Genomic DNA, 24,815 nt, shown 5'->3' with positions numbered 1-24,815 from the left:
ACAACGACACCCTGTAGCCCATCCCTCCAGCACACCAAAGCACCCGAACATGCACCAGAGATTTCGCGAGCACTTCCCAAATGAGGCACGCACCCCATTACGCGAGCACTTTTCATGAGTCTCGTCGCACCCTTGTTTCCCTAATGGCATTAGGGGACAATGGAGGCATGGAAAAAGTGCCGGATCGTCGCCGGGTGGGCAGGGACACCACGATGGGGGAAATTCTGGGCGCCGCCGTCGAGCTGATGGCCCGTGACGGCGTGGCGGGGATGTCGCTGTCCGCAGTGGCACGCCGCGTGGGCATGAAGCCGCCGTCCCTGTACGAGTACTTTCCTTCGAAACGCGACCTCTACGACGCCCTTTTTGAACGCAGCGCCGCCGGGCTCCGGGACGCCGTGGCCTCGGCCGGCAGCCAGCATCCGGACCAGCCCGTCGCCGCCCTGCGCGCCGGCGCCCGCGCGTTCGTGCAGTGGTCGGTGGGCAATCCTGTTGCGGCGCAGCTGGTCAACTGGCGGCCCGTGCCGGGGTTTGAGCCCTCGCCGCAGGCCTATGTGCCCAGCCAGGAGACGGTGGCACTGCTACGGGCGCAAATCAAGCTGGCCGTGTCACGCAACGAGCTGCGCGCGTCCGCGGCAACGGAGGAAGCCGTGCTGCTGTTCACTACGGTGGTGGCGGGAGTGGTCTCACAACAATTGGCCAACGAACCTGCGGGCGGTGGGTCCGGACGCTATGCGCGGCTGGTCGAACCGGCAGTGTCCCTGTGGCTGGAGCACTACTCACCCTAGTGTGGTGTCTCAGTTTTGCTTGGCGGTTTGGAGTGCGACGCAGCCGCGGTTGACTTTTTCGAGGATTGATTCGGCCGTCGCGGTCCAGATGAGCGGCTTTGGGTTGTCGTTGTTGGCACGGATGTAGTCCTCGATTTTTTCGATGAGGTCCGGCACGCAGTGGAAGACTCCGCGGCGCAGGGCCTTCTCCGTCAGGTCCCGGAACCAGCGCTCGACCAGGTTCAGCCAGGACGAGGAGGTCGGGGTGAAGTGCAGGTGGAACCGCGGATGCTTGCCCAGCCAGGCCTTGACGTTGGCGTGCTTGTGCGTGGCGTAGTTGTCGATGATCAGGTGGATCTGAAGACCTTTCGGGACTTCCTTCTCGATGGTCTTCAGGAAATCAAGGAACTCATTGTGGCGGTGCTTGGGCACACAGTTTCCGATGACCTTGCCGGTGGCGACCTCCAGGGCGGCGAAGAGCGTGGTGGTGCCGTTGCGCTTGTAGTCGTGTGTCATGGTCCCGGCACGGCCCTTGACCATGGGCAGGGACGGCTGGGTGCGGTCCAGGGCCTGGATGGACGTCTTCTCGTCCATACACAGCACGATCGCGTTCTGGGGCGGGTTCAGGTACAGCCCGCACACGTCGATGAGCTTCTCGTCGAAGTGCGGGTCGTTGGAGAGCTTGAACGTCTTGACCAGGTGGGGCTTGAGCCCCCGGGCAGCCCAGATCCGCTGCACCTGGGCCGGGGAGACCCCGGTGCGGGCAGCCATGGAACGCACCGACCAGTGTGTTTTCGCCGTCGGCGTAGTGTTCTGCGTCAGCCACACGATCTCGGCGATCTTCGACTCCGGGATCACCGGCTTCCGGCCGCGACCGGTATGCACCGCCCCGAACTTCACCAGCCCGTCCTGGACGAAGCGGGCGCGCCAGGCACGCACCGTGCCCGGGTTCACGCCCACCACCCGGGCAATCCACTCGCTGGCCAGGCCCTCGGAGGCCATCAGCAGCACCTGCGCCCGCTGCACCTCCCGGTGCGAGGCCACCTGCGACTTGGACAGGGCCAGCAGGACCTCGCGCTGGGCATCGTCAAGGACCAAAGCGGGGGCAATATTTGACATACCCCAAGTTTAACACGCAAAACACGAACTATTTTGGAGACACTACACTAGGAAGGAACCAGCCCGTTTCCGCCACTGCCATTCCGGCAGCCCAACGCGCCACCTCAGCAGCCCTTTGCCTTGCCGTCGTGTCCGGCATTGCCGGGTTCCTCGCCAGCCTGCCGGAGGCGCTGTGGCACGCCGGCACGGACTGCGCCGGTGGAGCTCCGCGACGTCGCAGCCCACCTGGCCGGGGCCCGGGAAGACATCCTCAGCGTCCGCGCCACGCTGCGGCACCGCCAACTTGGACGACGCCGGTACCCCCACCTTGGGGCGTTGGACGCCGCCAACCAGGTGCAGGTGGAGGAAAACCGGGGCCTTACCCCGGCGGACGCTGCCGTCCGCTACGCAGCCGGGGCAGCCAAGGTGGCATGGCGGCCAGGGCTCGCAAACCCGGCTGTCTGGCGTAGGGCTGACTTTGCCAGCGGGCTCTCCGGAAGGACCCCCGATTCGGGGCTGCGCTGCCTGGCGGGCGACCCGGCGCAGGCGGACCGGCTCGCCCGAACTGCGCGTAGTGTTTTAAGCCGCGGATCAGGGCCGATGGGCGTAGATTTCCACCGGTGCCAGCAGGCCCGCGCGGAAGGCGTCCAGAAGGTTGCCCAGCGCCGGCCCTGCCAGCCCCAGCGGGGCGCCGCCATCGAGGGCCCGCTCCAGGAAGGCGATGCCCTCCGCGAGCGGCTTGGCCTCACTGTCCACCTCGAGGCCCGCCTGGCCCATGGCATCGCTGTAGGCCAGGGGCGGCTGCGGGAACGATGTCTCCCCGGTGGCGGCCCACGGCAGCGGGTAGGCCTCGATCCCGCCGCCCGCCAACATGATGTCGTACACGGCCAGGACGCCGCCCGGGCGCAGGGCACGGGCGGCCTCGGCAAACAGCCGGTCCTTGTCGCGGATGTTCATGCCCACATGGATCACCACGGCGGCGTCGAAGGAGCCGTCCGCCACCGGCAGGTCCAGGGCGCTGCCCTGGGTGAACTGCACGGAACTGACCAGCCCCGTGCGTTCGGTGAGACTTCTGGCGGCCGCCACGAACTCCGGCGTGAGGTCCACGCCGTGCACGTCGGCACCAAATTCGCCGGCCAGGTGGCGGGCCACCCCGCCCAGTCCGGAACCGATGTCCAGCACACGCGTCCCGGCCTCGATTCCGGCCCGCTCCGCCACCCGCGAGGTGGCGGCGCGGCCGCCGATGTGGAGCTGGTCGGTCCCGCGCAGTTCCGCCGGCGCAAAGTGCGCCGGATCGCCGCCGGCGTTGCGCACCACGGCCAGCAGCCGTTCCAGGACGTCGGCGCCGCCATAGTGCGCGGCCACCGATTCTTCGTAATCCATGACGCCTCCAGCTGCTGTGAACCCCGTGGCAAGTGATCCTACTCCGCCACCCCAGACGCTCGGTTGCAATCGGGGCGTTTTTTCCCAACGCCCGGTTGCAACCGGGGGTTGGAGTTAGGGGGCGTCGATGATGCGGTACGCGTAGCCTTGCTCGGCGAGGAAGCGCTGGCGCTTGGCGGCAAAGCCGGCGTCGACCGTGTCCCGCGCCACCAGCGTGTAAAAGCGCGCCGTGCGGCCGTCGGCCTTGGGGCGCATGAGCCGGCCCAGCCGCTGCGCCTCCTCCTGCCGGGAGCCGAAGGACCCCGAGACCTGGATGGCCACGGACGCCTCGGGCAGGTCGATGGAAAAGTTGGCCACCTTGGAAACCACGAGGGTGTGGATGAGCCCGCGCCGGAACTCGTCAAACAGCCGCTCGCGTTCCCGCACCGACGTTTCACCCTTGATCAGCGGCGCGCCGAGCCGTTCGGCAATCTCGTCGAGCTGGTCGATGTACTGCCCGATCACCAGCAGCTGCTCGCCTGCATGCTCGGCCGCCAGCCGTTCCACGACGGCGGACTTGCTCTCGCTGGAGGCGCACAGGCGGTACTTGTCGGCGTCGTCCGCCATGGCGTAGGCCATGCGTTCGTCCTGCGGCAGGTCGATCCGGACCTCCACGCAGTCCGCCGGGGCAATGTATCCCTGCGCCTCGATGTCCTTCCACGGGGCGTCGTACCGCTTGGGCCCGATCAGCGAGAACACCTCGCCCTCGCGGCCGTCCTCCCGCACCAGCGTGGCGGTCAGGCCCAACCGGCGGCGGGCCTGCAGGTCGGCGGTCATGCGGAAGATGGGGGCCGGGAGCAGGTGGACCTCGTCATAGATGATCAGCCCCCAGTCGTTGTCATTGAGCAGTTCCAGGTGCGGGTGGAGTCCGCCGCGGCGCACCGTCAGCACCTGGTATGTGGCGATGGTGACGGGCCGGACCTCCTTGGCGGATCCGGAGTATTCGCCAATCTCAGCCTCCGTCAGGGACGTCCGTTTCAGCAGCTCGGCTTTCCACTGCCGGGCGGAGACGGTGTTGGTGACCAGGATCAGGGTGGTGGTGCCGGAGACGGCCATGGCCGCGGCGCCCACAATGGTCTTCCCGGCCCCGCAGGGCAGCACCACCACGCCCGAGCCGCCCGCCCAAAAGTTCTCCACGGCCAGGTTTTGGTAGGGGCGCAGCGACCACGCCCCGTCCTTGGGCGGCACGGCGTCGGCATCCCCGGCGGTCAGGGCAATGGGGTGCGGGGTGCCGTCAACGTAGCCGGCCAGGTCCTCCGCGGGCCAGCCGGCCCGGAGCAGCAGCTGCTTGAGCGCCCCGCGCTGGGAGGAGTGCACCACCACTGTCAGCGGGTCGATCCGCGGCCCCAGCAGAGGGCCGATCTTCTTGGCGTGGACCACCTCCTCCAACACGGGAAAATCGGTGGTGCGCATGACCAGCCCGTGGACGGGGTCCTTTTCCAGGCGCAGCCGCCCGTACCGGGACATGACCTCCGCAATGTCGATCAGCAGCGGATGCGGCACGGGGAAGCGCGAGTACTTCAGCAGCGTGTCCAGGACCTGCTCGGCGTCCAGCCCGGCGGCCCGCGCGTTCCACAGGCCCAGCGGCGTGATCCGGTAGCTGTGCATGTGTTCCGGCGCGCGCTCCAGCTCGGCAAAGGCCGCAATGGCGTGCCTTGCCTCGGTGGCCTGCGGGTGCGCCGTCTCCAGCAGGATGGTCTTGTCGCTTTGGACTATCAACGGCCCGTCGTTCATGCCCTGCCCTTCGTCCCTGTGCCTTCGATCAATTCCACGTCCATGACCCTGTGGAGGCTGAAAACGCGTTCGCTGTCCCGCCCGGGGTCGAACGCCCGCACCCGCCCCTCCGCGACGGTCGACGGGTGCACGCGCAGCCTTTCAGGCCGGCCTTCGCCGCTGACGGTGGTCAGCCAGACATCGGCCCTGTCCCGGATGGCGCGCTGCAGCTGCTCCCGGACCAGGGCGGGCGCAGCCTCCCCCCGCCCCGGCGTCCATGCCGGACGGCTGCGCAGCACGGCCAGCTGTGCCTCTGCCGCACCCCGGGGATGGCCGACGCCGTTCCCCGCCTCCCGCCGTTGGGCGGCCGCCGCGCCGTCCCCCGGGGTTTCGGCGGCGGGGGTTTGGGCGGCGGGGTCCCCGGCGTCGGGTGCATCGTCGGTCCTGCCTGCATCCGTCCCGTATTCGGCGGCCAGCAGGCGGGCGGCCTCGTACGGTGCCAATGCCTGGTGCGGTACGGCAGGGGCGGCGCGCCAGGCCCTGCCGGCGGGCCGGTCCGGTTCCGCCGCGGCCAGGTCCCCGGACAGGGAAGGGGAGTGCCCGGCGTCGAGCATTTCCCGGGCCAGGTCGGCCGGCGCCAGCGCAGAGACGGCCACGGTGGGCGAGACGGCCGTGAGCTGCAGGCGGGCGGCCCGGTCCCCGGCCAACAGCTCCGCCATCAGCGCCGGATCCTCCGTGCTCACCACGGCCGAGGCGGCGCCCAACGTGAAACGGCCGTGGCGTGAGTCGGCATCCGCAATGAGGTACGCCAGCGGCTGTGGCACGGACGTGGCCGAGTGCGCGGCCAGGAACTCCATGATCCCGGCCCCGGTGCGGCCGGCGGCCAGGGCCCGCCGGATCGAGGCGGGCGTGAAGCGGTACACGCCCGCCGTGCCCCGGCCCTCCGGCTCGGCGAGCAGGGACAGCTCCGCGGAGAGGGCCGGCGAGAGGTAGCCCGGCGCCACGGCGGTGAGGTCGCCCTGTAACAGGACATGTTCCACCGGGTCCGGCAGGGCGGCGGCCAGCAGGTCCAGGGCGCCGTCCCAGTCGCGCTCGATCACGGCCAGGCCCAGTTCCGTCAGCGCGGAGGCCCCGGTCAGGCCCAGGATCTCGGCCTCGGCCAGGAAACCGGCCAGGGCCCTGGCGATCCGGCGGGCCGGGCGCGGGTGGTGCCAGGCGTAATGCTCCAGGACCTGTTCCGGGGTGGGTGCCGGAACCATGCCGGGCTGTGCGGGGGCCTGCTGCTCCGTCGGGGCCGTTGGGGCGTTCGCTGCAGTGCCCCGGTGCAGGGTGGCGAGCACCTGCAGGGAGGTGGCGCGCAGTGCCGGCGCGTCCGCGCGGTGCGCCTCGCCGGCCAGCACGTTGACGGCAGGGGAGCCGGTGCCCACGAGCGAGGGCAGCCGGGCGGCGTCGAGCCAGGCGGAGGCCAGCCACAGCCACTGCTCGGCGCGGTCGCGCGGGCGCCAGCCCGACGCCGTGGCCTTCCACAGCGAGGTGTCCGGATCCAGCGTGATGAGCTTCGCCATGGCAGCCAACTCCAGATAAAAGTACGACTGTGCCATTTCTATTTCGAGGTCCCTGGCCAGGGCGCGCACGGCCCGCACGCCAACCCCTCCGGCCCGCAACGTGGCCAGCGGCGCGCCTTCCACGGAATCCAGCAGCCGGCCCATTGTCCGCAGCACGGCGGCGACCGCTCCCAAGGCCGCGTTGTCGCGCAACGCAGTGCGGACCTGCGCAACGGGGGTGCCGGGCGGTTCGGGTGCAAAGCGGGCCACCACCTTGCCGTGCCGCAGCAGCAGGCCCACCTCGCGGGGCAGCTCCACGTGGTCGTCGTCGACGGGAACCAGCAGGCCGTGCCCCAGCAGCCAGTTGACGGCCCCGCCTCCTTCTCCGGGGTCACCCGGGCTGTCCGGGCCGCCGGGGTCTCGCAGGGCATGCCCCACCCGGCCCAGGGGGCCGGCGCCAAACTTGGCCAGCAGTTCCGCGGTGCCATCCGGTGCGCCCGCCAGCAACCGGGCAGGGTCCGTGTAAGAGCAGAGGTGGCGGTGCAGCGCAGCCGCGGGCCCGGCCGTCGTGCCGGGCAGCTGCAGGGCCGCCGCGATCCCGGCCAGCCGGTCCCGGCAGCCGGGGAGGGAATCGGCCAGTTCGGCATAGCTGCGTCCCAGTCCGGCCGGGTGTGCGCCCAACACCTCACGCAGCGAGGTGACGGGCAGGAAAAGCCGGCGGCCGGCGTCGTCCGTCCCCCGGGGTGTAGGGAGCACCAGGGCCAGCCCGTGCAGTTCCGCGAGGAGCGCCTCCACATCCCCGGGCGTGGCGCCGCCCACGGCGTCGGCCAGCTGTTCGGCGGTGGCGCCCGACTCGGGACCGGCCGTGACCACCAGTGCGGTCAGGACCTGCAGCTGCGGCTGGTTCAGCCGGTCCAGGGCGCGTGAGAGCCCGGCCCGGCTGGAGGCACGGGCGGCGAGGGCGGCGAAATCGGCGGCCGGGGGATCCATCAGCTCCGGGCGCAGCGAAAGCAGCCGCAGCAGCGAGGAATCGGGCCGGGCAGCAAGGTCGGAAATCAGGAGCCGCAAGGTGGACATCAGCTCAACGCTACCGCGAAAAGCCGCCGCGGGACCGCCGGTGCGGGGAAGCTAAAGGCGCCGGCGCCTGGACACGGCATGGATGACACTGCCGCCCATCATGATGAACGCGGCGGGCAGGCAAAGCATGGCAACCCACGTGTAGCCGGTCCAAGGCTCCCCGCCGGCCCATTTCGTCAGCAGCAAAATGGCCAGGGCGGCCACCCCTGCCAATGCCAGCACGAGGGCTGCGAGATTGAAGGCCTGCCAGCCCCGGCCGTCGGAGGCAGGTGCCGTGTTGTGGGAGCTCATGGCCATAACGCTAACAGCGGACAGTGGCGGCACAAAGCGCGCCGGCATTCTAAGGACGCGGTAACCTTGAAGGGAATGGACCAGCACGCCCCGAACCTGTTTGCACCGGCCGCACATTTCACGGCCACGGGTGCGCACGGCCCTCCGCCGCGCAGGTCCCCGGCGTGATCCCGACAGATGAAATATACGAGGTAAAGCAAGTGCCGATCGGCAAAGTGAAGTGGTACGACAATGAAAAGGGCTTCGGCATCCTGACCGCCGACGACGGCCGGGAAGTCTTTCTGCGCGCCAACGCCCTGCCAGCCGACGCCGGTGACATCAAGCCCGGCATGCGCATGGAATTTGGCGTGGCCGACGGCCGCAAGGGTGCCCAGGCCATGGCCGCAAAGCTTCTGGACCGGGGCCAGTCCGTGGCCAAGGCCAAGCGCATGCCGGCCCGTGACCTCGCCCCGATCGTGCAGGACCTGGTGACCTTGCTGGAACATTCAGTGGGATCCCTGACCAACGGCAAGTACCCGGAAGGCGACGCGGGCAAGATTGCCGCAGCGTTGCGCAAGGTTGCCGACAACTTCGACGCATAACGGTGCCCACCATGACCGAACTTCCCACCGAACCAGCCACGCCGTCCACTGGCGGGCCACAGGCCGCGCCGCCGGCAGCCGACGCCCCGCGCCCCGGCGTCCCGGTCTGGCGGGTCGGCAAGCCCGACGCCTTCCTGGCCACGGCCATCGACGTGGCCCGCAATGCCGTGCTGGACATCGCGACGCCGGAGAACATCGGCGCGCATGCCGCCGTGCGCAGCGAAGGTGTCCGGACGGTCACGCACCTTTTTGAATGCCTGCTGCCCGGCTGCGTCGGCTGGCAGTGGTTCGCCACGCTGGCCCGCGTCTCCCGTTCCAAGGACGCCACTGTCAACGAGGTGGGGCTGCTCCCCACCAATGGCTCCCTGCTCGCCCCGCCGTGGGTCCCCTGGGCCGAGCGGGTCCGCCCCGAGGACGCCCAGCCCGACGACGCCGGCACCGAAGATGCCGGTGCCGAGGCTGGCGCCGACGCCGCGGGGGACCCTGACGGGGACCCTGACGGGGATGTGGACGCGGAGTCCGGGCACGACGCCGGGTCCCCGGCGGAGGCTGACGGCCCGCCGGAGGACTGAGCCGCCGGCCGCGGGCTCCCTTTCGCTGGCCTATGTACATGTATGGCGGCCCCCGCCCGGCGGGGGCCGCCATACATGTACTTTCGGCGGGGCGGTCCGGACTTTCGGGCAGAAAAACCGTGGTTGACGCCGGCCCCGCCGCAGGAACAAGCTGTGTGCATGGATGATGCAGCAGTGGATGTGGTGAGGCGTTTCTATGATTCCGTCGCGGAGCGCGACCTGGCCAAGGCCGAGTCCTGCTTTGCCCCGGATGCCCGGTGGCACCTGCCGGGGAAGGGGCCCATTGCCGGCGACCACGTGGGGTGGCCCGCCATCCGGGACGAGTTCCTGGTGAAGCTGGGGCCGCTTTCCGGAGGCACGTTCAAGGCCGAACTGCTGGATGTGGCGGTGGGCGGGCGGTACATCGTGGCCGTCCAGCACGCCACCGGCGACGTTGGCGGGCGGGTCCTGGACATCACCGGCTGCCAGTTGATGCGTGTGGAGGACGGGCTGATCCGCGAGGTCCGCGGCCACTACTCGGACCAGGAAGCGCTGGACGCGTTCTGGGAGGAACCCGCCTGACGGAACCCGGCCGCCGTCGAACGTAAACGCCTCAGGGCCCATGGCGCAGAAAAGGCGCCCCGCGAACAAGCCGGGGCGCCTTTTCTGCGTTTGGTGGTGGGGCCGCTAGAGGTTTTCGATGACGTAGTCGATGCACCGGGTCAGTGCGGTGATGTCCTCCGGCTCGATCGCGACAAAGGTGGCGATGCGCAGCTGGTTGCGGCCCAGCTTGCGGTAGGGCTCGGTGTCCACGATCCCGTTGGCACGCAGCACCTTGGCCACGGCAGCGGCGTCCACCGACTCGTCAAAGTCGATGGTGACGATGACGTTGGAGCGGTCTTCGGCCCGGACGACGAACGGGGTGGCGACGGCGGACTGCTCGGCCCAGGAGTACAGCCGGCCCGCGGATTCGGCGGTGCGCCGGGCGGCGAAGTCCAGGCCGCCGCTGGCGTTGAGCCACTTGACCTGTTCGTTGAGCGTGACGAGCGTGGACAGGGCCGGCGTGTTGTACGTCTGGTTCTTCAACGAGTTGTCGATGGCCGTGGTGAGGTTCAGGAAGTCCGGCACCCAGCGGTCGCTTGCACCAATGCGGGCTGCGCGCTCCAGCGCGGCGGGGGAGAACAACCCCAGCCACAGGCCGCCGTCGGACGCAAAGTTCTTTTGCGGGGCGAAGTAGTAGACGTCCGCCTCGGCGACGTCCACGTGCAGGCCGCCCGCGGCCGAGGTGGCGTCGACCAGGACCAGGGCTCCGCCGTCGGCCCCGGGAACCCGCTTCACGGGGGCGGCCACGCCGGTGGAGGTTTCATTTTGCGGCCAGGCGTACACGTCGACGCCGGACTCGGCCGCCGCCTCGGGGCGCGTGCCCGGCTCGGAGGTGATGATCGAGGAGGCCTCAAGGAACGGGGCCTTGTTCGTGGCGGAGGCAAACTTGGAGCCGAATTCGCCGAAGGAAAGGTGCTGGGCCCTCTTCTCCACGAGCCCGAACGAGGCCACGTCCCAGAATGCGGTGGACCCGCCGACGCCCAGGATGACCTCGTAGCCGTCGGGGGCGTTGAAGAAGGTGGACAGGCCGCTGCGGACCTCGCCCACCAGGTTCTTCACGGGCGCCTGGCGGTGGGAGGTGCCCAGCAGGGATGCGCCGGCGGCAGCCAGGGCGGACACCTGCTCGGGGCGGACCTTCGAGGGGCCTGCGCCAAAGCGGCCGTCGGCCGGACGCAGGTTGGCGGGGATGGTGAGGGGCGTGGATTCGCTCACGGGCTGCTCCAAATATTAAGCGATGGATTTTAAGGCGCCAAGGGCCTGCGGCCAATTCTGCCGCACGGCCCCGCCCATTCCGAAATGCGGGCCGCATGGTGAAATGTTTCCCCCGCTGCACGGAGACGGGCAACAAACGGGTGGCGCAGGGGAACAAGGGGACGTTTTCCGCCCTTGTATTAAGCAGGATAACGTTAGAGACAAAAGGCCTGTTGCCGGAATCTCGCTCAACCCCAGGAGGAATCTGACGTGACAGATTTGATTGACACGACGGAAATGTATTTGCGCACCATCCTGGAGCTCGAAGAAGAGAACATCGTGGCGCTGCGGGCCCGCATTGCCGAACGTCTGCACCATTCCGGCCCCACCGTCTCCCAGACCGTCGGGCGGATGGAACGCGACGGCCTGGTCATCGTCTCCGGTGACCGCCACTTGGAACTGACCCCCGCCGGGCGCGACAAGGCCACGCGCGTCATGCGCAAGCACCGCCTGGCCGAAAGGCTGCTCTCGGACGTCATCGGCCTGGACTGGGCCTATGTGCACGACGAGGCGTGCCGCTGGGAGCACGTCATGAGCGAGCGGGTCGAGCAGCGGCTGTTCGAACTGCTGGGCAAGCCGGAGGAATCGCCCTACGGCAACCCCATCCCCGGGCTGGAGGAACTGGGCGGCAATGTGGCCCCCGTCTTCGCCGCGGGCCTGGTCACGCTGGTGGACGCCATGGCCTCCTATTCCCCGGAACAGTCCGTGACCATCCACCGGCTCTCCGAACGCATCCAGGTGGAGCCGGAGCTGCTGACCCAGCTGGACGAGGGTGGGCTGCGTCCCGGCGCCACCATCTCCCTGGCCCAGGTGGGCGAATACATTTCGGTGCGCGTCCCCGGGATCGACGGCGCGCTTGAGCTGCCGCCCGAGGTCGCCTCCCACGTCTTTGTCTCGATGAGCTAAGCGGCCCGGGACGTATCCGGTCCGCCCCGGCGGGCCCGCAGCCGGCCGGATTGCGGCCGTGGCTGCGGCGGAACGCGTCAGGCGCTTGACGCGCAGCCCGCCAAATATAACGGAATTATCACGGCTGTCGTTTTTACCGTATAGTAACTACGTGGCGCTGTAACCAAAGCGTTACCAACCTCTGACACCGAGCCTTGCCTTCAGAGGGGGAATGAACCGTTTCAGGCAAGGACGGGGGAACCACAACCGGCAGGCCGAGAAGCCTGCCTTGGGGTGAAGCCAGGTCTCGCACCACCCGCAACCCATCAGGCACCATGCCCAGGACGGGGCGGGAGCCGGTGCATTGCGCGTGCCGCGGGCCAGGCCGGATCAACCATTGCACTCTCTGATCCGAATCCGACAGCTAACTCCGCAGGTGCTTCGCAGAGAGGTTTTTAGTGTCAGAGGTCAAGCAGCGCGGACGCCGCCGGGCGGGTCCGCCATGTACCGAACCGGCAGCGACTGCCCAGCCAACCCGCCGGGAGCTGCTCGCGGCCGAGCGGTCGGGCGTAGCACCCCACCCCACGTTGGGCGGGCTGATCCGCAGCAGCATTGGACGCGGGGCCGGCCAGAAAGTCGGGATGGCACTGGCCGCCACCGGCCTGGCCCTCGCCGTGACCGTGCCGTCGGCCGGCGGGGCGCTTCAGCTGGCCGGTAGCGACACCCCGGCCGGACCGGCCGCGTCGCAGTCACTGGTCACCGCGGCGGCAGATGTGCCGATTACCTTTGAAGCGCCGTCCATTGCCAGTGCACTCAACCCGGATGGACAACTGAAGGAAACGCTGAAGGTCAAGGCCTCCAACGTCACGCCGCAGGCTGCCAAGGGAACGCTGTCGGCGCCGTTGAAGGTGCTCACGCCGTCCTCGCCGTTTGGCTCACGCCTCAACCCCCTGACCGGGGCGATGGGGGAAATGCACACGGGGCAGGACTATGCCGTCCAGTGCTCCACGGCCGTGTTCGCCGCGGCCGGCGGCACGGTGGCCTTTACCGGCTGGCACCCCTACGGCGGAGGCAACCGCGTGGTCATCGACCACGGCAACGGCCTCTCGACGTCGTACAACCACCTGAGCTCCATCGGCGTGAAGGTGGGCCAGGAAGTGGAGCGCGGGCAGCAGGTGGCGCTCAGCGGCACCACGGGGGCCTCCACCGGCTGCCACCTGCACTTTGAGGTCATGGTCGACGACCAGACCGTTGACCCGACCGGGTGGCTTTAAGTCCTCCACAAGGGGGGCCAGGTCACGACTTAGAGACACGACCGTGACCTGAACGTGACATTGGAAAAAATCTGTTGTACCGTCGTAACCGCGCCAACTTCGAATCAAGCTGGCGCCTGTGAGTGGATTGCCTAGCTCTGCCACCGCTCACGGTCCGTTCGTATCAATCGTCTGGCAGGGGCGGGGGAACCATTATCGGGCTTCTTTTATGGAAGTCCTAGGGGTGAAGCCGCGAAGCGTCCGTCCATGGAAAACAATTCCTGGAACGGGTGTGGAGCGGCCGGGTGACTCCCATCCGAATCCGACAGCTTACCTCGCAGGCTTTGGGAGAGGATCCTTCTTGTCTTCAAACACTGCCCTTGGGCGTCACCGCGCCGAGGTTGTTAAGACCAGCCCGATCTCCGTCATCACGAAAGCCGTCGGCTCCAACGTCGGTGGTGTCGGACGCCAGGCCGCTGTAATCGCAGCAGCTTCCGGACTGGTCCTCACTTCCGGCATTGCAGCAAATGCCGCCACCCCCACTGTGGAGCGCGCCTCCGACGGTGGCACCACGCTTAGCCAGAACACGCAGCTTGCCTCGGCAGTGACTGCAAAGTCGACCGTGAAGATCTCCTTCGCAACCCCCAAGGTGACCTCAACCCCGGCTCCCGTTGTTGTCACGCCCCCCGTGGCCGCGCAGAGCAGCGACGTTGCCCAGGTGCCCGCCGCCCAGGCCCCTGCAGCGGCTCCGGCCGCCACGGTCACCACCACCGAAGCAGCCCCCCAGCCCGCCACCAAGAGCGGCATTGGCGCCACGATCGCCGCTGCGGCCCTGGCCCAGCTCGGCGTGGCCCAGGACTGCACCATGCTGGTCACCAACTCGCTGGCAGCGGCCGGGATCAACTACCACGGCTGGCCGGCCGGCTACCTCTCCCTCGGCCGCACGGTTTCCGAGGCTGAAGCACAGCCCGGTGACCTGATCTACTACGCCGACGGCGGCCTGGGCATGGCCCACATTGCCGTTTACATCGGCAACGGCCAGGCCGTCCACGGCGGCTTCCACGGCAGCACCGTCGTCTGGTCGGTCGACGTTGGCGGCTCGGCCCCCGTGTTCATCGCGATGGGCCACTAGTTCCGAAAAGCTTCCAAGCACCGGCCCCGTCCATAGGACGGGGCCGGTGCTTTTTAATGGCAGGCCGCCGACGCAGGCAGCCGCGGCCCAGGGCCCGGCGTCCGTCACAACACCGCCGGCAGCCGTGCCCGCGGTGCGCGGCCCGCCGTCTGGCTTGGCATCCGGCACGGTCCTGTCCGGGCCGGTGCAGACGTTCGTAGGAACGGGGCGGGCTAGCATGGGTTTCATGGACAGTGGAAGCGGGCAGCCGTGCAGGCCGTGATATTGGCCGGAGGGCTTTCACGCCGCCTCGGCGGCGTGGCGAAGGCCGGCCTGCTGGTGAACGGGGAAACGCTGCTGGCGCACACCCTGCGTGCCGCCCAGGCCGTGGTGGACGCGACGTCCGCCGGGAACGCACGGGGGAGGACCGCCGTCGTCGGCCCGGTGGGGCAGCTGGCCGCCTGGCTGGGTCCGGGCCGGCGGTCCGGGCGGTTGGAATTGGTGCAGGAGGACCCGCCGTATTCCGGCCCGGCGGCCGGCATCGCCGCGGGCATCTCGGCCCTGGACGGCACCGGCGGCCGGGTGCTGGTGCTGGCCTGTGACATGCCGCAGGCCGGGCCGCTGGCAAAACTGCTGGCCGAAGCCGCCGCCGGGTGCGGCGCCTCGGAGGCGGTGATGGCCGTGGACGGCGGGCGCCGCCAGCCGTTGGCCGCCATTTATCCGTTGGCGGCGCTGCAGGCCGCGGTGGCGGAGGCCCGGGCGGCGCACCGGCTGGAAAATGCGTCGGTCTTCTCGCTGCTTGCTAGTGTGAACATCAAGGAATGTGCCGTGCCGGCGGGGCTGGCGGCGGACATCGACACTTGGGACGACGCCCGCCTGCACGGGATCGGCGCCCCGCTTTGAGCTGGCCGGGCAACCCGGACGGGAAGGGCACGGACATGGAGAACAACGACGAGGTTTTGGACGCGTGGCTGGCAAAACTGCTGGCCGCCTTTGAGATCGCCGACATTGAGGTGGATGTCCATGCCGTGCTGAACCTGGCCGGCGTGGCCGCGCATGCAGTGGTGCGCCCCGCGGCGCCGCTGACCACCTTTGTGGCCGGGCTGGCAGCGGGTCTGGCGGCCGGGTCGGGCCAGGCGGATTCCGCACAGTCGATGGCTGCCGCGCTGGGCCTGGCCAAGAAGCTGGCCGCCGCCGAAGCGCCCGCTTCCGCCGCCGAATAGGGGGCCAGGTGGCAGCCTACGCCGAAGCGGCCCCGTCCGCCGGGGAGCCGGAACCGCAGCCTGCGGCACTGCAGCCCGCCGCGGAGCCGCAGCCTGAACCGCAGCCGCGCACCCTGCCCCACACCTGGGAGGAGGCCCGGACCGCCGCGTACGAGGTGGCCCGGCCGCTGCCCGCCGTCGACGTCGAGCTGGCGCAGGGTGCCGGACGGAAGCTGGCGGCCGGCATCGTGGCCCTGCATCCCATGCCGCACTATGCCTCCTCGGCCATGGACGGCTGGGCCGTGGCGGGCAGCCCGCCCTGGATACTGGCCGGGCCGGGCCGCCGCCTCGCCCCCGGGCAGGCCTCGCCCATCGTCACCGGCGGCCTGGTCCCGCCCGGTGCCAAGGCCGTCCTGCGCAGCGAGGCAGGCCTGCTTTCCACGGACGACGACGGCCTGCCGGTCCTGGTGCGCGGCGGCGCCGCCCGCCCGGGGGAACCCAAAAACGGCCAGCACATCAGGCCTGCGGGCAAGGAGGCGGCCGAAGGGGAGCTGCTGGTCAAGCCGGGCACCGTGCTGAACCCTGCCCACCTTGCCCTGGCCGCGCTGGGCGGCCTGGATGAACTGTCGGTGCTGGGCCGCCCGGCGGTGCAGCTGGTGCTGACCGGCGACGAGGTGGTCCAGCACGGCATCCCCGCACCCGGCCAGGTCCGGGACGCCTTCACCCCGCAGCTGGGCGGCGTCGTCGAACTGCTGGGAGGCACCGTGGTGGGGCTGCGCCGCGCGGCCGACAACCTGGCGGCCACGCTGGAGGCCCTCGCCGACTCCGAAGGGAACCCGGCCGACGTCGTCATCACCACGGGTGCCACCGGCCGCTCCAGCGCGGACTTCCTGCGCCCGGCCATCGCCGCCATGGGCGGGACTTTCCACGTCGACGGCATCGCCATGCGCCCCGGCCACCCCAGCCTGCTCGCCGAATTCCCGGACGGGCGCTTCCTGGTGGGCCTGCCGGGCAACCCGCTGGCGGCCATGATCGCCCTGCTGACGCTTGGTGCGCCGCTGCTGGCCAGGCTCGGCAGCAGCCCCCTGCCGCCCACGTTCGAGGTGGCGTGCGGATCACCCATCAAGGAGTACCACGGACCCACCCGGCTGATGCCGTACCGGCTGCTGTACGGGCTGGCATCCCCGTGCGCCAACACGGACTCCGCCATGATGCGCGGGATGGCGGCGGCCGACGGCGTCATGGTGGTCCCGCCGCACGGGGCGAAAATGGGGGAGCCCCTCACCGCATTCGGGCTGCCGTGGACGTAACGTTCACCTGCGCGGACGGACGGGTGCTGGCCGGGCAGCTGTTTGCCGTGCCCGCGGGCGTTGCTCGGCGCGGGACGGTGGTCATTGCCAGCGCCACGGCCGTGAAGGCCTCCTACTACCACCGGTACGCGGCGTACCTCGCGGAAAACGGCTATGCGGCCCTCACCTTCGACTACCGGGGGATCGGCGGTTCCCGCGGCGGATCGCTGCGCGGGCAGCACGTGCGCTGGTTTGAATGGGGGTCGCTGGACATTGACGCAGTCCTGGCCTGGGCACTGGCGCAGGCGGACGGGCTGCCGGTGCACTTTGTGGGCCACAGCTTCGGCGGCTTTGGCGTGGGCCTGGCGGGGCATGCCGCCGGGCTGGGCCGCATCCTGACCGTGGGCGCGCAACATGCCTATTGGCGGGACCTGCGGCTGCGGCACCAAATCGGGCACTGGGGCCGGGCCCTGCTGATGCTGCCGCTGGTGGGCATCCTTGGCTATTTTCCGGCGAAGCGGCTGGGCCTGATGGAAGATTTGCCGGCCGGGGTGGCGCTGGACTGGGCGCGCAGCCGCAAGGACTTTACGACGGCGGCAGCCGGCCCCGTGCGAAGCGCCCTGCTGGCGCACCAGGCCGCCGTCACGGCGCCGATCCTGGCCCTCGCCCCCAGCGATGACTCCTACGCGACCACCGCCGCCATGGAACGGGCCGTGGCGTATACGCCCAACAGCCCGTCCACGGTGCTGCACCTTGATCCGGAATACTACGGGGAGCCGTCGCTGGGCCATTTCGCGCTGTTCCACGGCCGTTACCGGGACTCCTTTTGGCCGCAGACCCTCGCCTGGCTGGACGGCGGTGCCTGGGCCGGCGTTTGAGCCGGCCCGGTCAGGCGCTGACGGGGGAGGGAAGCGGCACGGGCGTGCCGGCGTCGTCCGCGTCCCGGGCCACTGCGGCGGCCAGCTCCCGGGCCCGGTTCCGGGACGGCAGCCACAGGGCTGCGGCCGCCGCGACGACCAGGACCGAGGCGCCCACGTACACGGCGGGGATGGCGGCACTGACAAACCCCGTGGGGGTGAGCCGCCCGCCGGCGCCGGTGAACACGGCGGTCAGGACAGCCACGCCCAGGGCCACGCCGACTTCACGGAGCGTGGCATTGGCGCCGGAGGCCTTGGCGTGGTCGTGGCGGTGCATGTTGGCCAGGACCGCCGTGGACATGGGCGCGAACACCAGGCCCATGCCGATCCCGGCGGCCAGGTAACCGGGCACCATGAGCAGGTAGGCAATGTCCGCGCTGAGTGTTGCGGCGAGCCAGAACATGCCGCCGGCCAGCAGCACCAGTCCGGTGACCATGAGGGTCCGGGTCCCCAGCCGCGGCGCGAGCAGGCCGGCCAGCGGGGCGACGACCATCGGGGCCAGGGTCCACGGCATGGTCAGCACGCCGGCCTGGAGCGGGCTGTACCCCTGGACCACCTGCAGGAACTGGATCAGGATGAACACCGAGCCGAAGATGCCGAAGCTGAAGGTGAGCCCCACGATGTTGGCCACCGTAAAGCTGCGGTCGCGGAACAGGCGCAGGGGCAGCAGTGGCGCGGCGGTGCGGGACTCCCGGGCGACGAAGGCCAGGAGCAGGAGGCCGCCACCAATGAGCGGCAACAGCACCTGTGCGCTGGACCAGCCGGCCGCGTTGCCCCGCACAATGCCGAACACCAGGCCCAGCAGGCCAAGGCCGGAGAGGGCCAGCCCCGTCACGTCGGCGCGGACCCGGGCGCCGAAGCTGTTGGGCAGGCCCAGCAGTACCAGCGGAATGGCAATGGCGCCGAGGGGGACGTTCAGCCAGAAGATGGCCTGCCAGTTCCAGCCCTCCACCACGGCGCCGCCCACCAGCGGGCCCACGGCGACGCCCAGCCCGGACACTCCGCCCCAGATGCCGATGGCCAGGGGCCGCCGCGCGGTGCTGACGGATCCGGCCAGCAGCGTCAGCGACAACGGCATCAGCGCGGCGGCCCCGAGCCCCTGCACGGCCCTGGCCGCAATGAGCGCGGACGGGTCGGTGCTCAGTGCCGCGGCGGCGGAGGCAAGGGTAAAGACGGCCAGCCCGGCCAGAAAGGCACGGCGGCGGCCGAACCGGTCGCCCAGACCCACGGCAAGCAGCATGAAGGTGGCGAAGCTGAGCGCGTAGGCGTTGACCACCCACTGCAGCTCCTCGACCCCGGCACCGAGTTTCTCGTGGATGACAGGCAGCGCATTGGTGACCACCAGGTTGTCCAGGGTGGCCATGAAGACGGGCAGGGATGCGGCCGCGATGGCCAGCCAGAGGGGGGCGGGACGTTTCATGGGAGGCTTCCTCAGAAGTGAGGTAATTGAATGATTACTTAAACGACCAATGTAGTAATCAACTGATAACATGTCAAGCATGGTCAAGAAATCAGTCCAGGAAGCTGCCGAACGGGCCGTGCGGCTGCCGGCGGAACAACGCCGGGGGCTCATCCTCCAGGCCGCGACGGCAGTTTTTGCCGAACGCGGCTACGCCGGGGCCACCACGGACCAGGTGGCAAGGGCCGCCGGCATCAGCCAGCCGTACGTGGTGCGGATGTTCGGCACCAAGGAAAACCTGTTTCTCGAGGCGCTGGAACGCGCACTGGGGAAGCTGACGGGGAAGTTCCGCTCCGTCATGGCGGACTACGACGCCGGCCGCCTCGCCGGCCAGGTGGCGGGGCTGGACCCGGCCGTCGGCCCCGGCCGGCCCGAACAGCTGGTGCCGCTTTTGGGCGCAGCGTACGCGGACCTTATCCGGGACCGCGGCCTGCTGCTGATCCTGATGCAGTCCTTTCTGGCCGGGCACGAACCCGTCATCGGGGCGCGTGCCCGGGAGGGGTTCCTGGGCCTGTACCAACTGCTCCGCGACGAAGTGGGACTGGACACCGACGGTGCCAGGGACTTCCTGGCCCACGGCATGCTCATGAACACGTTGATCAGCCTGCGGCTGCCTGAAATGTACGGCCAGGACGCCACCGCGAACGAACTGCTCGAATGCACCCTGCGCAGCAAGCTGCAGGTGGTGGTGGCAGCCAGCAAGGGGGACTGAGCCCCACGGGGTGCAGGTTCCCGCACCGCGCCCGGCACTGGCGCTTTTACCCACTGCGCCCGGGGCCGGCCTGCCCGCCGGGGGCGCCGCCGGATACCGCAGCGAATGGATCGCCCCGCCTGGCGAGGCGGCGGAGCACTTCCTTGTAGTCCAACTGGGCCAGTGCCGGGCTGGCCAGCTCCCGCCAGGTGCGCGGGGCGGCGACCCAGGGGCGCGCCCTCCCGCGCAGTGAGTAGGGGGCCACGGTGGTCTTGTTGGCGCTGTTCTGGCTCCAGTCCACGAACACCTTCCCACGGCGCAGGTCCTTGCGCATTAGCGAAACCACCAGCCCGGCATGGTCGGACTCCAGGGAGCGGGCCAGTTCATGCGCGACGTCGGACACCTCCCCGGATGTCCGGGTGCCGTCGAGCGCCGCGTAGAGGTGGATGCCCTTGCTGCCGCTGGTCACGGGCACCGGTTCCATGCCCCTGCCGGCCAGGGCGGTTCGGGCCAGCCGGGCCACCTCGGCACATTCGGCAAGTCCCGCCCCTTCGCCCGGGTCCAGGTCCAGCACCAGCCTGTCGGGGTTCAGCGGTGTGCCCCGGGGGCCGAAGCGCCATTGCGGCACATGGATTTCCAAGGTGGCGAGCTGGCCCAGCCACATCAGGGTGGCCAGGTCATCAACCAGCGGGTAGTCGTTGGCATGGTCCTTGTGCTGCTGGGCGGCGCGCGGCACCCAGTCCGGGGTGGCGTCGTCGAGGTTCTTTTGGAAGAACATGGGCCCGGGTTTTGACGCCGTGCCCACACCGTTGACCCAACGTTTGCGCGTCGCCGGACGGCCGTGGGCTGCGGCAATGAGGTACGGGGCGGCCTGTTCGTAGTAGTCCAGCACATCGGCCTTGGTGGTGCCGGTCTCCGGGTAGAGGACCTTGTCCAGGTTGGTCAGCGTCAACCGGTGGCCGTCAATGGTGACGTCCTGTCTTTTTGCGGTCCCACGGGTGCCTGCCATGGTTCCAGTCTGGCCCCCGCCCGGCGGGTCCGCCACCCTTGCCACCCGGGAGCCGGCGGGCGCACAATGGCGTTAGTGGTTTGCCTTGCGGCGTGCCCCGCAGCCAGCTCAGGGTGGAGACCCGGAACCGTGGCCGGGTGGCTGTGGGGGCCAACCCCGGCGTCGGCCAAGTGGTGGCCCGGCTTGGTGGCAGTCGTTTGGTCGCAGCACGGGCCGGAAACGGGGTGTGTCATGGGCACGCACAGACACCCGGGTTCCCTGCGCGGCGGGGATTCCACCGACGGGAATCCGCAAGAAGGGGAGGCACTGCAAGGCGGCACGGTGGACCCGTCGACGCGCCGCAAGGTGTATTTGGCCACTGCTGCCGCAGCGCTCGGCGGGTTGTTGTTCGGCTTCGACACTTCGGTCATCAACGGGGCCGTGAATTCGATCCAGAAGACGTTCAGCCTTGACCCGGCAGTCCTGGGGTTTACGGTGGCGATCACGCTGCTGGGGTGCGCCGTCGGGGCTTGGTTTGCCGGGCAGCTGGCCGATGTGTGGGGCCGCAAGCCGGTCATGGTCCTGGCCGCGTGCCTGTTTGTGGCCAGTTCCATTGGATCAGGCTTTGCCTTCGCGGATTGGGACCTGATGGCGTGGCGGGTCATCGGCGGATTGGCCATCGGCATCGCCTCCGTCATTGCGCCGGCCTACATTGGGGAGATTGCCCCGGCGCGCCTGCGCGGGGCCCTCAGCTCGCTGCAACAGCTGGCCATCACGGTCGGGATCTTTCTGGCCCTGCTGTCGGACGCTTCCCTGGCCAGGGGCGCCGGAGGGGCCGGCGGCCAATTGTGGTGGGGGGTGCCCGCCTGGCGCTGGATGCTGCTGGTGGGCGTCATCCCGGCCGTCGTCTACGGCGTGCTGTCCCTGCGCATTCCCGAGTCGCCGCAGTACCTGATCCGTGCCGGCCGCAAGGACGAGGCCCTTGAAGTGATCCGCCGGGTCACCGGGGCGGCCAATCCGAAGCAGCGGCTGGCCGACATCCAGGAGAGCATCGAGGACGAACGGCATTCCACCTACCGTGACCTTCGCGGACCCGCGCTGGGACTGGCCCCGATCCTGTGGATCGGCATCGGCATGGCGGCCTTCCAGCAGCTCGTGGGCATCAACGCCATCTTCTACTATTCCACCACCCTGTGGCAGTCCGTGGGCTTCAGCCAGCAGGACTCGTTCACCACCTCCGTCATCACGGCCAGCATCAACGTGGCACTGACGTTTGTGGCCATCTTCTTTGTCGACAGGGTCGGACGGAAGCGGCTCCTGCTGGCCGGTTCGGTCGGCATGTTTGTTGGGCTGGTCGCGGCGGCCATCTCCTTTGCCCAGGCCACGGGGTCCGGGACGTCGATCGCCTTGCCGGCGCCGTGGGGAGCCATCGCACTGGCGGGGGCCAACCTCTTCGTCGTCTGCTTTGCGGCAACCTGGGGTCCGGTCATGTGGGTGGTGCTCGGGGAGGTGTTCCCCAACAAGATGCGGGGCCTTGCCCTCGGCGTTGCCGCCGCCTTCAACTGGATCTTCAACTTCCTCGTCACGCTCTTGTTCCCCATCATGAGTGCCGCCGTCGGACTCGGGTTCGTTTACGCCGGCTTTGCCTTCTTTGCAGCGCTCTCGTTCTGGTTCGTCAAGGCGCTCCTGCCTGAAGTGAGCCGGCTGGAACTGGACGACAAGACAAAACTGGACAAACGCTGACGGGGCGGCACAACCGCAGGCTGCCGCGGAAACGTTGGGCGGAACCCGCATGGGTTCGCCGCAGTATGGATATCCGTGCCCGAAGCGCACCACGCCCATTGCCCCATTGCCGCGATGCCCCCGGCCAATGGCGCCGCTGCTGATGCGTCCATGGCAACGCCGGCCACCATTGCGGGCGCGGTGGAAATGGCGTCGGGATGCATTGCGCGGGTGCTTTGGCAGAGTCCATCCGATGCCTTGACAGGTGGGACGTGCGCGGGGCTATGGTGGGTCCACGCGGGCCGGAACGAACACCGGAACGAACGGAGCGTGGTCATGGGCGCGGTTATGGAAATCATGTGTTGGTGGGGCGCCGGCGTCCTGCTCTGGATTTTGACGGTCTCGACAGTCGGCGCGGCCGAACTGGTTGGCGCACTGGCCGCAGGGTTGGCAGGGGCGGTTTTTGCCCGCCGGGTCCGCCGGGCCCTCGGCCTTCGCATCCGCATTCCGCGGGAGGTGCCCGGCTGGCTTGCAGGCCTGCCGCGGACGCTCGCCGCGGACATCGGCGCGACGCTTGGCTTCATCGTCCGGGGCGCCGGCAACGCAGCCTCCGCCGGCCGGCGTCGAAACCTGGACTGGCCGGCGGGAGGGTCGGCCCGGGCAGAGGGCTGGCGCGCAGCAGCCGCCGTCCTGGTCTCCGCCACGCCGGGAACTTTGGTGCTCGACGTCGACCCGGGTTCGGGCCGCACCCTGGTGCATGAACTGTTCCCGGAACACCCGGCTCCGATTACGGCGGCGGCGCCATGAATGCCTGGATTGTGGCCGCCATCGTGCTTCTGGTCGCGGGCCTGGGACCGGCATTGTTATTCTGCGCCCGCGGGAGCAGCGCCAGCCGGTTGGTCGGACTGCAATTGGCCGGCGTGGTCGGCGTCCTCGTCCTGGTCGCCATTGCTGAGGCGGCCGGCCAGCCCATGTACCTCATCGTCCCCTTGGTCCTGGCAACATTGTCCGCCACCGGGACGTTGGTCTTCACCAGGACGCTGCACCAGGACGTCCGGGCCGGGCAGGGGGCCGGGGACGATGGCTGACGTCGTCATCGTGGTCCTGCTGGGAATTGCCGGCGTGCTGTTCTGCATCGCCATCACCGCCATGGCGGTTGCCCGGAGCCCCCTGGACAGGCTGCACTTCCTGTCACTCATCACGACCGGAGTGGTTCCGGCGGCCGTCGTGGCCGCCGCCGTGCAGGAGGGTCCATCGTTGGGTGCCGCCATGGTCCTGGCCATCGGACTGGTGGTTGTCCTTTCCGGGCCGGTGCTCTCGATGGCAGTGGGGCGCGTGATTGAGGAAGAACTGCACGCCGACACGGGGGAGTCGCCTGAATGAACATCTTGATCACGGTGGCCCTTACCCTGGTTTTGGCAGGCGCCGCAGTTGTCGTGTTTACCCCGGTCCCGTCGAGGCAGGCCGTGGTGCTGTCCGTCTACGGAATCCTGCTGGCCGCCTTGTTCATGGCCTTGCAGGCCCCCGATGTCGCACTTAGCCAGGTCGCGGTCGGTGCAGCCGTCGTCCCGCTCATCGTCATGCTGGCCATCCGCAAGATCGACAGCCTGCGGGCGGCCAGGCGGCGACAGCGGTGAGCCGCGGCGGCCGCTATTGGGTCCTGGCCGTCGGCATCGCCGCGGTCGGCGGGGCGTTGGCCTGGGCGTTCCTGTCCATGCCCGGATTTGGCGGCGGGTTTCATCCCTACCGCGACGCGGCCGTGGCGGCCGCACTGCGCCACTCCACCGCCAATGTCGTCTCATCCGTCAATTTCGACCAGCGCGGCTTTGACACCCTTGGCGAGGAAACCATACTGCTGGCGTCCGTGGTGGGGGTGGCCGTCCTGCTCCGGCCGCTGCCGGGCGAGCGGCACCGGCATGGGCGGCAGGGCGGCCACGTGCTCGGCACAACCCGGATGCTCGTGGTCGTGGCGGTGCCCCTCACCCTCGTCCTCGGAATCGACGTGGTCGCCCACGGGGCAGTGACACCCGGCGGCGGTTTCCAGGGTGGCGTGGTGGCGGCGACTGCCCTCCACCTGATCTATGTCGGGGACCGCTACCGCGTCTTTGCGCGGCTGCGCCCCATCGGCCTGTTCGAGCAGGCCGAGGCAGCGGGCGTTGTTGCCTATGCGGCCGTGGGCGTGGCGGGGCTCGCATTTGGCGGATCGTGGCTGGCCAACATTCTTCCGCACGGTACGCTGGCCCGACTGGTTTCAGCCGGCACCGTCCCGCTGCTCAATGCCGCGGTGGGCCTGGCCGTGGCCGGCAGCGTTGTGGTCCTGCTCTCCCATTTCCTCGACCAGCGCTTCCTCAGCCCTCCCCCGGGGACGCGGCATGCACCGGGCGACGGGACGCAGCCGTGAGC

General features: G+C 69.4%; 25 protein-coding genes, 1 pseudogene and 2 riboswitches. Of the genes and pseudogenes, 18 read left to right on the top strand and 8 right to left on the bottom strand.

Annotated features, from left to right (window positions below):
• Nucleotides 1-167 precede the first annotated feature (167 nt).
• Nucleotides 168-785 (top strand): TetR/AcrR family transcriptional regulator, encoded by a 618-nt coding sequence (locus MMF96_RS17230; protein ID WP_176617032.1) that lies wholly within the window; start codon nucleotides 168-170, stop codon nucleotides 783-785.
• A gap of 9 nt (nucleotides 786-794) precedes the next feature.
• Here the strand turns inward: MMF96_RS17230 and MMF96_RS17225 are convergent, their stop codons facing one another.
• The 5 genes from MMF96_RS17225 to MMF96_RS17205 all read right to left on the bottom strand — a co-directional run bounded on the left by MMF96_RS17225 (nucleotide 795) and on the right by MMF96_RS17205 (nucleotide 7,909).
• Nucleotides 795-1,883 carry an IS630 family transposase gene (locus MMF96_RS17225; protein ID WP_256884252.1) on the bottom strand — a complete coding sequence of 363 codons (1,089 nt, stop codon included), beginning with the start codon at nucleotides 1,881-1,883 and terminating at the stop codon, nucleotides 795-797.
• A gap of 570 nt (nucleotides 1,884-2,453) precedes the next feature.
• A complete protein-coding gene (locus MMF96_RS17220) occupies nucleotides 2,454-3,245 on the bottom strand; it encodes a class I SAM-dependent methyltransferase (protein WP_256884251.1) in 792 nt (263 codons plus the stop codon).
• A gap of 114 nt (nucleotides 3,246-3,359) precedes the next feature.
• Entirely contained in the window at nucleotides 3,360-5,018 is a 1,659-nt protein-coding gene (locus MMF96_RS17215) for a DNA repair helicase XPB (RefSeq protein WP_256884250.1), read from the bottom strand.
• On the bottom strand, nucleotides 5,015-7,618 hold the full coding sequence (locus MMF96_RS17210) for a helicase-associated domain-containing protein (RefSeq protein WP_256884249.1): 2,604 nt from the start codon (nucleotides 7,616-7,618) through the stop codon (nucleotides 5,015-5,017). Before MMF96_RS17210 ends, MMF96_RS17215 begins: the two co-directional genes overlap by 4 nt.
• A 51-nt stretch (nucleotides 7,619-7,669) precedes the next feature.
• Nucleotides 7,670-7,909: a hypothetical protein gene (locus tag MMF96_RS17205; RefSeq protein WP_176617036.1), complete on the bottom strand. Its 240-nt coding sequence runs from the start codon at nucleotides 7,907-7,909 to the stop codon at nucleotides 7,670-7,672.
• Nucleotides 7,910-8,109: 200 nt separating this feature from the next.
• Between MMF96_RS17205 and MMF96_RS17200 the strand changes: the two genes are divergently transcribed.
• From MMF96_RS17200 to MMF96_RS17190, 3 genes are all read left to right on the top strand, one after another.
• On the top strand, nucleotides 8,110-8,490 hold the full coding sequence (locus MMF96_RS17200; protein ID WP_176617037.1) for a cold shock domain-containing protein: 381 nt from the start codon (nucleotides 8,110-8,112) through the stop codon (nucleotides 8,488-8,490).
• Nucleotides 8,491-8,501: 11 nt separating this feature from the next.
• A complete protein-coding gene (locus tag MMF96_RS17195; RefSeq protein WP_256884248.1) occupies nucleotides 8,502-9,062 on the top strand; it encodes a DUF3027 domain-containing protein in 561 nt (186 codons plus the stop codon).
• Between the two features lie 159 nt (nucleotides 9,063-9,221).
• Nucleotides 9,222-9,623 carry a nuclear transport factor 2 family protein gene (locus MMF96_RS17190; protein WP_256884247.1) on the top strand — a complete coding sequence of 134 codons (402 nt, stop codon included), beginning with the start codon at nucleotides 9,222-9,224 and terminating at the stop codon, nucleotides 9,621-9,623.
• Between the two features lie 105 nt (nucleotides 9,624-9,728).
• Here the strand turns inward: MMF96_RS17190 and serC are convergent, their stop codons facing one another.
• Entirely contained in the window at nucleotides 9,729-10,856 is a 1,128-nt protein-coding gene (gene serC, locus MMF96_RS17185) for a phosphoserine transaminase (protein WP_256884246.1), read from the bottom strand.
• 249 nt (nucleotides 10,857-11,105) lie between these two features.
• Between serC and MMF96_RS17180 the strand changes: the two genes are divergently transcribed.
• From MMF96_RS17180 to MMF96_RS17150, 7 genes are all read left to right on the top strand, one after another.
• Nucleotides 11,106-11,801, top strand: a complete 696-nt coding sequence (locus MMF96_RS17180) for a metal-dependent transcriptional regulator (RefSeq protein ID WP_176617041.1) — start codon at nucleotides 11,106-11,108, stop codon at nucleotides 11,799-11,801.
• 175 nt (nucleotides 11,802-11,976) lie between these two features.
• Nucleotides 11,977-12,236: riboswitch (cyclic di-AMP (ydaO/yuaA leader) on the top strand.
• A 185-nt stretch (nucleotides 12,237-12,421) separates the two neighbouring features.
• Nucleotides 12,422-13,054: a M23 family metallopeptidase gene (locus MMF96_RS17175; RefSeq protein WP_256884245.1), complete on the top strand. Its 633-nt coding sequence runs from the start codon at nucleotides 12,422-12,424 to the stop codon at nucleotides 13,052-13,054.
• A 151-nt stretch (nucleotides 13,055-13,205) separates the two neighbouring features.
• A riboswitch (cyclic di-AMP (ydaO/yuaA leader) is annotated at nucleotides 13,206-13,391 on the top strand.
• Nucleotides 13,392-13,394: 3 nt separating this feature from the next.
• Nucleotides 13,395-14,165 carry an NlpC/P60 family protein gene (locus MMF96_RS17170; RefSeq protein ID WP_256127891.1) on the top strand — a complete coding sequence of 257 codons (771 nt, stop codon included), beginning with the start codon at nucleotides 13,395-13,397 and terminating at the stop codon, nucleotides 14,163-14,165.
• Between the two features lie 249 nt (nucleotides 14,166-14,414).
• Nucleotides 14,415-15,047 carry an NTP transferase domain-containing protein gene (locus MMF96_RS17165; RefSeq protein WP_256884244.1) on the top strand — a complete coding sequence of 211 codons (633 nt, stop codon included), beginning with the start codon at nucleotides 14,415-14,417 and terminating at the stop codon, nucleotides 15,045-15,047.
• 35 nt (nucleotides 15,048-15,082) lie between these two features.
• A complete protein-coding gene (locus tag MMF96_RS17160) occupies nucleotides 15,083-15,367 on the top strand; it encodes a DUF6457 domain-containing protein (protein WP_256127892.1) in 285 nt (94 codons plus the stop codon).
• 8 nt (nucleotides 15,368-15,375) lie between these two features.
• Nucleotides 15,376-16,656 carry a molybdopterin molybdotransferase MoeA gene (locus MMF96_RS17155; RefSeq protein WP_375141463.1) on the top strand — a complete coding sequence of 427 codons (1,281 nt, stop codon included), beginning with the start codon at nucleotides 15,376-15,378 and terminating at the stop codon, nucleotides 16,654-16,656.
• Nucleotides 16,647-17,513 (top strand): alpha/beta fold hydrolase, encoded by an 867-nt coding sequence (locus MMF96_RS17150; RefSeq protein ID WP_256884243.1) that lies wholly within the window; start codon nucleotides 16,647-16,649, stop codon nucleotides 17,511-17,513. Before MMF96_RS17155 ends, MMF96_RS17150 begins: the two co-directional genes overlap by 10 nt.
• Nucleotides 17,514-17,523: 10 nt before the next feature.
• On the opposite strand, the gene MMF96_RS17145 is transcribed toward MMF96_RS17150, so the two are convergent.
• Nucleotides 17,524-18,972, bottom strand: a complete 1,449-nt coding sequence (locus MMF96_RS17145; RefSeq protein ID WP_256884242.1) for an MFS transporter — start codon at nucleotides 18,970-18,972, stop codon at nucleotides 17,524-17,526.
• 79 nt (nucleotides 18,973-19,051) lie between these two features.
• Between MMF96_RS17145 and MMF96_RS17140 the strand changes: the two genes are divergently transcribed.
• On the top strand, nucleotides 19,052-19,723 hold the full coding sequence (locus tag MMF96_RS17140; RefSeq protein ID WP_256884241.1) for a TetR/AcrR family transcriptional regulator: 672 nt from the start codon (nucleotides 19,052-19,054) through the stop codon (nucleotides 19,721-19,723).
• 76 nt (nucleotides 19,724-19,799) lie between these two features.
• On the opposite strand, the pseudogene ligD reads toward MMF96_RS17140, so the two are convergent.
• Nucleotides 19,800-20,711 (bottom strand): annotated as a pseudogene (gene ligD / locus MMF96_RS17135) (non-homologous end-joining DNA ligase); the annotation flags it as partial.
• 231 nt (nucleotides 20,712-20,942) lie between these two features.
• Between ligD and MMF96_RS17130 the strand changes: the two are divergent.
• The 6 genes from MMF96_RS17130 to MMF96_RS17105 all read left to right on the top strand — a co-directional run bounded on the left by MMF96_RS17130 (nucleotide 20,943) and on the right by MMF96_RS17105 (nucleotide 24,813).
• Entirely contained in the window at nucleotides 20,943-22,433 is a 1,491-nt protein-coding gene (locus MMF96_RS17130) for a sugar porter family MFS transporter (protein WP_256884240.1), read from the top strand.
• 327 nt (nucleotides 22,434-22,760) lie between these two features.
• Nucleotides 22,761-23,219 (top strand): hypothetical protein, encoded by a 459-nt coding sequence (locus MMF96_RS17125; RefSeq protein WP_256884239.1) that lies wholly within the window; start codon nucleotides 22,761-22,763, stop codon nucleotides 23,217-23,219.
• Entirely contained in the window at nucleotides 23,216-23,500 is a 285-nt protein-coding gene (locus tag MMF96_RS17120) for a monovalent cation/H+ antiporter complex subunit F (RefSeq protein ID WP_176617050.1), read from the top strand. The genes MMF96_RS17125 and MMF96_RS17120 overlap by 4 nt, the downstream gene beginning before the upstream one ends.
• Complete coding sequence (locus MMF96_RS17115; RefSeq protein ID WP_176617051.1) at nucleotides 23,493-23,795, top strand: monovalent cation/H(+) antiporter subunit G; 303 nt, start codon at nucleotides 23,493-23,495, stop codon at nucleotides 23,793-23,795. Before MMF96_RS17120 ends, MMF96_RS17115 begins: the two co-directional genes overlap by 8 nt.
• A complete protein-coding gene (locus tag MMF96_RS17110; RefSeq protein WP_176617052.1) occupies nucleotides 23,792-24,049 on the top strand; it encodes a DUF4040 domain-containing protein in 258 nt (85 codons plus the stop codon). Before MMF96_RS17115 ends, MMF96_RS17110 begins: the two co-directional genes overlap by 4 nt.
• A complete protein-coding gene (locus MMF96_RS17105) occupies nucleotides 24,046-24,813 on the top strand; it encodes an MnhB domain-containing protein (protein ID WP_176617053.1) in 768 nt (255 codons plus the stop codon). The genes MMF96_RS17110 and MMF96_RS17105 overlap by 4 nt, the downstream gene beginning before the upstream one ends.
• The last annotated feature ends 2 nt before the right edge of the window (nucleotides 24,814-24,815 follow it).

It is taken from the genome of Arthrobacter sp. STN4, assembly GCF_024539665.1.
GTDB lineage: Bacteria > Actinomycetota > Actinomycetes > Actinomycetales > Micrococcaceae > Specibacter.
Note: the sequence above shows the minus strand (reverse complement) of the source record. Positions and strands in the feature narration are given on the sequence as shown.